The sequence below is a fragment of the Caldicoprobacter faecalis genome (assembly GCF_900115765.1).
GTDB lineage: Bacteria > Bacillota > Clostridia > Caldicoprobacterales > Caldicoprobacteraceae > Caldicoprobacter > Caldicoprobacter oshimai.
Window position 1 is genome coordinate 1 of the sequence record NZ_FOXR01000054.1, and the last position, 8,389, is coordinate 8,389.

At 43.6% G+C, this 8,389-nt stretch carries 9 protein-coding genes and 1 pseudogene; 7 read left to right on the forward strand and 3 right to left on the reverse strand.

Translation table 11 applies throughout. The annotated features are described in order from the left end of the window. A partial coding sequence (locus BM241_RS11565; RefSeq protein ID WP_092282856.1) for a helix-turn-helix domain-containing protein occupies positions 1–152 on the reverse strand: 152 nt, incomplete at its 3' end. Positions 153–380: 228 nt separating this feature from the next. Between BM241_RS11565 and BM241_RS11570 the strand changes: the two genes are divergently transcribed. From BM241_RS11570 to BM241_RS11595, 6 genes are all read left to right on the forward strand, one after another. Then, positions 381–1,856 carry a DUF1538 domain-containing protein gene (locus BM241_RS11570; RefSeq protein WP_092282857.1) on the forward strand — a complete coding sequence of 492 codons (1,476 nt, stop codon included), beginning with the start codon at positions 381–383 and terminating at the stop codon, positions 1,854–1,856. Positions 1,857–1,862: 6 nt separating this feature from the next. Further along, on the forward strand, positions 1,863–2,531 hold the full coding sequence (locus tag BM241_RS11575; RefSeq protein ID WP_092282858.1) for a P-II family nitrogen regulator: 669 nt from the start codon (positions 1,863–1,865) through the stop codon (positions 2,529–2,531). A 267-nt stretch (positions 2,532–2,798) separates the two neighbouring features. Next, a complete protein-coding gene (gene amrA / locus BM241_RS11580; protein WP_092282859.1) occupies positions 2,799–4,208 on the forward strand; it encodes an AmmeMemoRadiSam system protein A in 1,410 nt (469 codons plus the stop codon). 48 nt (positions 4,209–4,256) lie between these two features. Then, on the forward strand, positions 4,257–5,231 hold the full coding sequence (gene amrS, locus BM241_RS11585) for an AmmeMemoRadiSam system radical SAM enzyme (protein ID WP_025746778.1): 975 nt from the start codon (positions 4,257–4,259) through the stop codon (positions 5,229–5,231). A gap of 191 nt (positions 5,232–5,422) precedes the next feature. After that, complete coding sequence (gene cdaA, locus BM241_RS11590; RefSeq protein ID WP_207649016.1) at positions 5,423–6,241, forward strand: diadenylate cyclase CdaA; 819 nt, start codon at positions 5,423–5,425, stop codon at positions 6,239–6,241. After that, positions 6,234–7,445, forward strand: a complete 1,212-nt coding sequence (locus BM241_RS11595; protein ID WP_092282861.1) for a CdaR family protein — start codon at positions 6,234–6,236, stop codon at positions 7,443–7,445. Before cdaA ends, BM241_RS11595 begins: the two co-directional genes overlap by 8 nt. A 26-nt stretch (positions 7,446–7,471) precedes the next feature. Here the strand turns inward: BM241_RS11595 and BM241_RS11600 are convergent, their stop codons facing one another. After that, positions 7,472–7,870 carry a response regulator gene (locus tag BM241_RS11600; protein ID WP_025746775.1) on the reverse strand — a complete coding sequence of 133 codons (399 nt, stop codon included), beginning with the start codon at positions 7,868–7,870 and terminating at the stop codon, positions 7,472–7,474. Positions 7,871–8,119: 249 nt separating this feature from the next. On the opposite strand from BM241_RS11600, the gene BM241_RS12555 reads away from it, so the two are divergent. Further along, positions 8,120–8,269, forward strand: coding sequence for a hypothetical protein (locus tag BM241_RS12555; RefSeq protein ID WP_156925032.1), 150 nt, complete (start codon positions 8,120–8,122; stop codon positions 8,267–8,269). A gap of 36 nt (positions 8,270–8,305) precedes the next feature. On the opposite strand, the pseudogene BM241_RS13260 reads toward BM241_RS12555, so the two are convergent. Beyond that, a pseudogene (locus tag BM241_RS13260) lies at positions 8,306–8,389 on the reverse strand (AAA family ATPase); the annotation flags it as partial.

An 8,389-nucleotide genomic window follows, 5' to 3' on the forward strand; every position in this document is an offset into this window, starting at 1 on the left:
TCCCTACTGATAGTACTAGGAGCCCTAGCCAACTGTTTTGCTATGTAACGGATGCTTTTGCCTTCTTTAAGCAGAGCAGCAATTTTTCCTCTTTCGTAAGCATTTAGGTATTTAAAAGAGCAACGTTTTGTGGTACAATTGTAATTAGTCATAGTGAACTTCCTGTATGATTAGTTTGTTTTGGATATCTATATCATACAGGAGGATTTTTTACTATGGTCTTATTATTTTTTTGGTGTTGCATTTAATTTTACAACGAACCATAAATAAATATCTTAGGTTTTGAGCAAATTTTGAGGTGATTTAACAAAAAAAGTATGGTAAAATAATTCTGAATGCCATAAGTTAAAGTATAATTTCAAAGAAGGGGTGATACATAGTTGAACGTAATTCTGGACAAGTTAAAGGAGGTACTACACACTGTTCTACCCATTACAGCAATAGTTCTCATATTGCATTTTACATTGACGCCGCTGGAAACGCATCTGATTTTAAAGTTTCTCGTTGGTACATTACTCATCATCATAGGCTTATCGGTATTTCTACTTGGAGTTGATGTAGGAATTACTCCCATTGGCACTGCCATAGGGTCGGCCATTATAAAGACGAACAAAATATTGGTGGTAATTAGTGTAGGTTTCGTGCTTGGTTTTTTCATTTCTGCTGCCGAACCTGATCTGCATATACTAGCAAGGCAGGTGGATATGGTTACATCCGGTCAAGTTTCAAAGATGGGGATAGTTGTGGCCGTTTCGATTGGCCTTGGGATCATGATTGCTCTTGGCTTTGCAAGAATAGTATATAACGTTTCCCTGCGAACTGTATTTACTGTGATGTATGGGATAGTCTTTATATTGGCTTTATTTTCATCTCCTGCATTTTTGGCCATATCGTTTGACGCCTGCGGTGCTGCCACCGGCGCTTTAGCCGTTCCTTTCATCTTGGCGCTTGCAATGGGCGTTTCGATGCCAAAAAAGGACAGCAAAGCCTCCGAACGGGACAGTTTTGGATTGGTGTGTATTGCGGCCATAGGCGCTATATTGGGAGTTTTAATTATGGATATAGCTTCGAATGCAGGCGAGATAACGGGTGCACTAGAGGCTAATGCCCTGGCGTCTGAGTCTATTATAGATCCCTTTATTGAGGAGCTACCCAAAGTTACCCGTGATGTGTTTTTGGCATTGTTGCCTATATTGCTTACCCTGTTCATATTTCAAATATTTTCATCCGGCTTTTCAAGGAGAGCCTTTAGGAAGGTATTGATGGGGCTTTTATTCGCCTTTGTAGGGCTGGTGCTGTTTATGGACGGCGTCAATGCCGGTTTTATGGACGTAGGAAGTATTGTGGGATATAGGGTTGCCATGCTGGATAACAAAGCGTATATCCTGATAATCGGTTTCATACTGGGATTTGTTACTGTACTGGCCGAGCCGGCCGTACACGTTTTGATGCACCAGATTGAAGATGCTACCAGCGGCTACATTAAGAGAAGTCTAGTAATGGTTGCCCTTTCATTAGGAATCGGAGTTGCGGTGGCCTTATCGGTGTTGAGGATACTGGTTCCTGGCATTCAACTCTGGCATTATTTATTGCCTTCTTATATAATAGCAATAGCACTTATGTATTTCGTTCCGGAACTTTTTATCGGTATTGCTTTCGATTCGGGCAGCGTAGCTTCAGGACCCATGACCGCCACCTTTATGTTGGCCTTTATACAGGGGGCTGCCGAAGCGGTAGAAGGCGCTAATGTACTGGTGGATGGATTTGGAATGATTGCGATGGTGGCATCCATGCCGCTTATTGCTTTGCAGATATTAGGACTTGTATATAAAGTGAAATCCCGGAAGGAGGCATAAACATTCATGACAGTTTGTTCCAATGCCACGGGTTTTGGATTGATATGCGTCATAGTGAATTTCGGCGTGGGCAGCAAGGTGTTGCAAACAGCAAAAAAACATGGTATGACAGGAGGGACGGTATTTTTAGGAAGAGGTACCGTTAAAAGCCATGTACTGGAACTTTTGGGCATAACCGATGAGCGTAAAGAGATAGTAGTAATGGCTGCTGATAGAAAAACTGCGGATGAAGTGGCAGAATTCCTAAATGAGCATTTTCATTTTGAAAAGCCGCACCATGGCATAGCCTTTACTATGCCGGTTTGTGATATAATAGGGTCAACTGTCTATAAGCATGATGAAATTCACATGGAGGGGAGCGAAGACAAGGTGTCTTACAATCTAGTGGTTACGATTGTAGATAGGGGTAAAGGAGAGGAGGTGGTGGAGGCTTCCAGAAAGGCTGGAGCCAAGGGCGCCACTATAGTGAACGCAAGGGGTGCGGGCATTCACGAGACCAGTAAGGTCTTTGCCATGGAAATCGAGCCAGAAAAGGAAATGGTGCTTATCCTGGCAAAGAGCGATATTGCCGAAGCGGTTGTCTCGTCCATAAGAGAACATCTCGAGATAGATCAGCCCGGCAAAGGCATAATTTTTGTACAAAGCGTAAACAAGACCTATGGCTTGCATGAATGATTCTTTTTTTAGATGATAGGTTGAAGAGGTAGGCCTTTATATCACAATTATTGTGACAATAAAGGCCTACTTGTATTATTGGATACAGAGCTTTGCTGAAAATAACTTATTAAGTTAGGTCCAAATGATTTTTATGCCAAAATCAGGGAAGCATGTTGCAGAAAAGGGCGTTTATATGCAAAAGGAGTATATGATAAATTTTGATGTTACTGTATCTTTATCCCATTTTGTGATAAACTTAATAGGTGGAGAAGGAGGTGTCATCAAGTGGGTGAGATCCTTTCGGTTTACCTGATGCCTCATCCTCCCATTATTATTCCGGAGGTTGGCAAAGGTGAAGAGAGAAAGGCGCAAAGCACGCTAGAGGCCATGGAAGCATGCGCCAAGCATATAGAGGAAAAGAAGCCCCATACCATAATACTCATCACTCCTCACGGACCGATGTTTCGCGATGCCATAGCTGTCATGGCTGTACCGCGTCTGACAGGGAATTTCGCAAGGTTTGGCGCTGCAGGCGTGAAGATGTCTTTTGAAAACGATGTTGAGCTAGCCAGGGCCATTGTCGATAGCGCTGAGCGTTCAAATATATCCTGTATAGGGATTGACGGCAATATGGCATCCGAATACGGCATATCGACGGCCATGGACTGGGGCGCCCTGGTGCCCTTATATTTCGTGATTAAGCAGTATAGCGACTTTAAGCTGGTGCATATCACATATGCGCCCTTATCGTATGAGAAGTTGTATGCCTTTGGGAAAGTTATTCAAGAAGTTGTACATGCCTGCCAAAGGGATGTGAGCGTGATTGCCAGCGGCGACCTATCCCATCGGTTGAGCCAGGACGGGCCTTATGGCTTTAATCCAATGGGACCTAAGCTGGATAAGCAGATAATATCGCTTATTGAGAACGGCGATGTTGAGGGGTTCTTCAATTTAGATCCCGTAATGGTTGAAGAAGGTGGCGAGTGCGGCCTTCGTTCCATCATTATAGCCTTAGGAACGCTGGATGGCTATGAGTTGTATCCCAGGGTTTTATCCTATGAGGGGCCCTTTGGAGTGGGATACGGTGTGGCCATATTGGAAAAGGGCGAATTGAATTCCGCACGGCTTCTTGTGAACAGGCTATTTGAGAAAAAGCATCAGCGGATGCAAAAGGTGCGTCAAAACGAAGACCCTTATGTCCGTCTGGCCAGGCGTTCACTTGAATCATATATACGTACCGGCAAGGTAATCGAACCGGATGATGACCTTCCCAGAGAAATGTTGGACAATAGAGCTGGAGTTTTTGTTTCCATAAAAAAGGATGGACAGCTGCGCGGATGTATTGGCACCATCGAGGCTACCCGAAGGAATATCGCAGAGGAGATCATCTATAATGCTATAAGCGCTGGGGTACACGATCCGCGGTTCATCCCTGTGGATGAGAGTGAGCTGGAGGATTTGGTGTATTCGGTTGACGTCTTAAAGAAACCAGAGCCCGTCAACTCCATAGATGAGCTTGATGCAAAGAGATATGGAGTAATAGTTAGGAGCGGACATAAATCGGGGTTGCTATTGCCTGACCTAGAAGGGGTTGATACGCCTCAGCAGCAGATTGAAATTGCGCTGCGGAAGGCAGGAATACGTCCCGACGAAAGCTACACTATAGAGCGTTTTGAGGTGGAACGCCACAAATAAGATGTAACGATGCGGCTGTCACTAAAAGCCTTAGAAGGTGTAAGGAATATGAGGGAAGCGCTGTTTTATACCATGGAAGGGGACAAGATAAGATGCAATCTTTGCCCCCATGAATGCCTGATTCCGGAAGGGAAAAGCGGCCTTTGCAGGCAAAGGAAGCATGTAAACGGCACGCTGATAGCGGAAGGGTATGCAATGGTCTCTTCAATAGCCATGGATCCTATAGAGAAGAAACCTTTATATCATTTTTATCCGGGCAGCTTCATACTTTCAGTAGGTGGATTGTGGTGCAATCTTCGCTGTTCCTTCTGTCAAAACTGGCATATTGCCCATAGGGAGCAACCTACCGTATTTGTAGCTCCTGATAAATTGGTTGAAATGGCAATTGAACATAATAGCATAGGTATCGCTTTTACTTATAACGAACCAATTATCTGGTACGAATACATCCTGGATACGGCGCAGCTTTGCAAACAGAAGGATTTGAAGGTAGTATTGGTTACCAATGGCTTCGTCCAAGTTGAGCCTCTAAAGGATTTACTGCTGTATGTCGATGCTTTTAATATAGATGTCAAGGCGTTTAACGAACAGTTTTACAGGAAAATCTGCGGGGGTAACCTGTCTGCAGTTAAAAGAGTGGTGGAGCAGGCTGCCGGGAAGGCCCACGTTGAAATAACCACCCTGATCATCGGGGGGCTCAATGACGACAAAGAGGAAATAAGAGAGCTGGCGCGCTGGCTCAGTGGGATTGATAAAAACATTCCGCTGCACCTTTCCCGGTATTATCCTAACTATCGTATGCAGCTTCCACCTACCCCTGTCACTACTCTTTATGAGCTGAGAGATGTGGCCAGAGAATATCTCAACTTTGTCTATATAGGTAATGTGATAGGAGCAGATAACAACACCTATTGTCCTGAATGTGGGCAGAAGATAGTCGACCGTGGATACGTGATAAGGGTAATGGGATTGAAGGACAAAAGATGCATCAATTGTGGAATAGCCATTCCGATTGTCATGTGAATGCTGCTTTACGGAGAACGTCATAAAGATTGTTGATGGTTCTTTTAAAAGCCATAGCGGTTGGTATATAATAATATTAGCTGGAATGGTGCGTCTGTTTTGGAGGTTAGAGTGGGTATTGTTGTATGGAAACGGCATAAGTTGCAAGGGGTGGAAATATGTGGGCCTGGCTTTCAAACATCATCTCCTATATGAAACCGTACTTTCAATTTCCCGATATCATACGTCACATCGTGGATGTAGCCATTGTAGCATATGCTCTATATAAGTTAATGCTGCTTATACGTGAGACGCGAGCAGAGCAGGTTTTAAAGGGACTAGCAATATTATTGTTTGCTACCTGGGTGAGCAATATTCTAAATCTCAATACAGTACACATGATTCTCCGCAACACTGCACAGCTGGGCGTCATCGCTTTGCTGATCGTCTTTCAACCTGAATTGAGAAGGGCTTTGGAGCAGATAGGTAGAGGAAGGATATTTGACAAGGTGATGTTTACCCAAAACGATGAGGATGTCACCGAGGTCATAGAGAATATAGTGGGAGCTGTTCAAAATCTATCATCTAGCCGTACTGGTGCGTTGATCGTTATCGAAAGGAAGACAGGCCTAAATGATGTGGTGGAGACGGGAGTGCGTTTGGATGCCAGGCTGACGAGGGAACTGCTGGAAAATATCTTTGTGCCCAACACACCCCTGCACGACGGTGCCGTTATAGTAAGGGAATCGCGTATAGTAGCTGCGGGCTGTTTTTTGCCGCTTACCGAAAACCCAAATTTGAGCAAACAGCTGGGTACGCGCCATAGGGCGGCGTTGGGCATTTCTGAAGCATCCGATGCATTGGCTATAATCGTCTCAGAAGAAACGGGTATTGTTTCAATTGCCAGCGATGGAAAGCTGACCCGGTATCTGGACGCTGAAGGACTGCGCAGTATTCTAGAGAAGATATATATAAAAGATAAAGAATTAAAACCCTTTAGTTTGATAAAGCGGAGGTCAAAGGATGCATAGCAAACTCGGCAAGAACTTTGCTTTGAAGCTCATTTCAGTCATCATCGCCATCATACTGTGGCTTATAGCGATAAGGGAGCAAAACCCTGAAATTTCCAGAAGCTATGATAATGTTCCAGTTAAAATAGTAAATGAGGATAAATTCAAGGAAAAAGGGCTTACATTGGTGTATGATATACCCAGTGAAGTGAGCATTTCGGTGAAAGGGCGTACGCGGGATCTGGAAAAAATAGATATCGAACAGTTGGAAGGCGCGATTGACCTTTCTGAGATTAACGAGCCAGGGGAATACAGGCTGTTTGTGGATATTAAGGGGTTGCCTTCGGGGGTTACTTTGAGGCGCAAGCCCGAAATCATCGTTAAAACTGATTATTTGGTACACAAAGATGTTGTTGTAACGCCCGATGTCATTGTAAAAGAAGCTAAAGGATATCTAGCGTTTCCTTACAGGTTGAAGCCTTCTAATACTGTAAGAGTATCAGGGCCTGAGAATCTTATCAAACGGATATATAGGGCTACGGTGTCCTTAGAGATTTCCGATGTATCTTCTACTGTCGAATACTCGTTGCCGGTTTTGTTGCTGGATGAGGATGGGCGAATGATCGAATCAAAATACATTAATATCAATCCACGGTATGTAATAATTACGGTGCCGGTTTATCCCTTAAAAGTCTTGCCAGTAAAGCCGAATATCGCTGGTGTACCCAACGAGAATTATGAGATTGAGGGCATAGAAGTTTATCCACAAGAGGTAACTGTCAGCGGGGATAAATCTATTCTGGACAAGATGGATTCTATAGGAACTCAGGTGATGGATATAGAAGGTGCTACTGCTGATGTGAAGCAGACTTTAAAGCTTCAAAAATACGAAGGTGTCACTATAGCACCTTCCAGTCCAAACGAAGTGGAGGTTGTGGTGAGAATTAGGGAGAAAAACATACAGCGAAGCTTAACCATTAATAACATTGAAGTGATCAACGTGCCAGAGGATAGCGAGGTTGAACTGGAACCCACCAGCGCTGAAATAGTCCTTGGCGGGCCAGCGACCATAATAAATAGCGTGGACGAAAATAGTATAAAAGCATATGTAGACCTTGCCAATATCTCTCGAGGAGAACACAGGTTAAAAATCATGGCGGATATACCTCCAGGGACTGAATTGATAGAGATCAAGCCTGCTGAGGTGACGGTTAATGTGAAATAAAGCCACCTTCCTGCAGGTGGCTTTTGTTAAAAGAATTTGCGTATCCCTGTTTCAATTTCGAACTTGGCACGCAACAGCACCTGGTTTATTTCCTCTGCCTTGACCGGCTTGAGGATGTAATCATATGCGCCTACCCTCATGGCCTGACGGAGATACTCAAAATTGTCGTAATTGCTAACGATTACGTATTTGATGTCGGGCCATCTTTTTTTAGCGGTTTCTATAAAGGTTATGCCATCCATTTTAGGCATGCGTATTTCAGTAAAGATAACATGAGGCGATACATGTGGCAATAAGGCCAATGCCTCTTCGCCATTATTGGCTTCGCCCACCAGTTCAAAATCGTTCTCTACCCATTTGATTTTGCTGTCGATATCCCTTCGTGCTTCATAACTGCTGTCCACCATCATAACGCGCAACACCATAGCCTTCATCCTTTCTGTCGTTTAGTAGTAACCATGCCAGTCCAATTATAGCATTTATATATCGAGTTGAAAATCCAGTTTTATAATTTCTTTATAGATAAGAAGCAGGACTTTTGTCCTGCTTCTTTGCATCACAAAGATAATAGATGTTGATTTGTTCACATATTTTTCAAAGTACCATTAAGTGTTGTTCAGCTTTGAAGAATATAATACCCATTGAAAGGGGTAGAAGGGAGGTTTAACAAGGGGATGAATGATAGAAATTCGGTGAATTATGTTTTCAAACGCGCCGAAAAGAAATACCTGCTGAGCCGAGATAAATACATATCGTTGCTTGAGCGCATTAAAGAATATTTTGAACCTGATGTCAATAGCGGATTTAAATTGACCCATTTTTAACAGATAAAATTTGACCCACCCTGGCTTTTTTAAAAACTAGACGCTATTACGCGGGCTAGCATATAGCCCGGTTTTTAGCCTGTCCTTTAGGCGGTAGCTGTTGCCCCTTATGTTGATTAT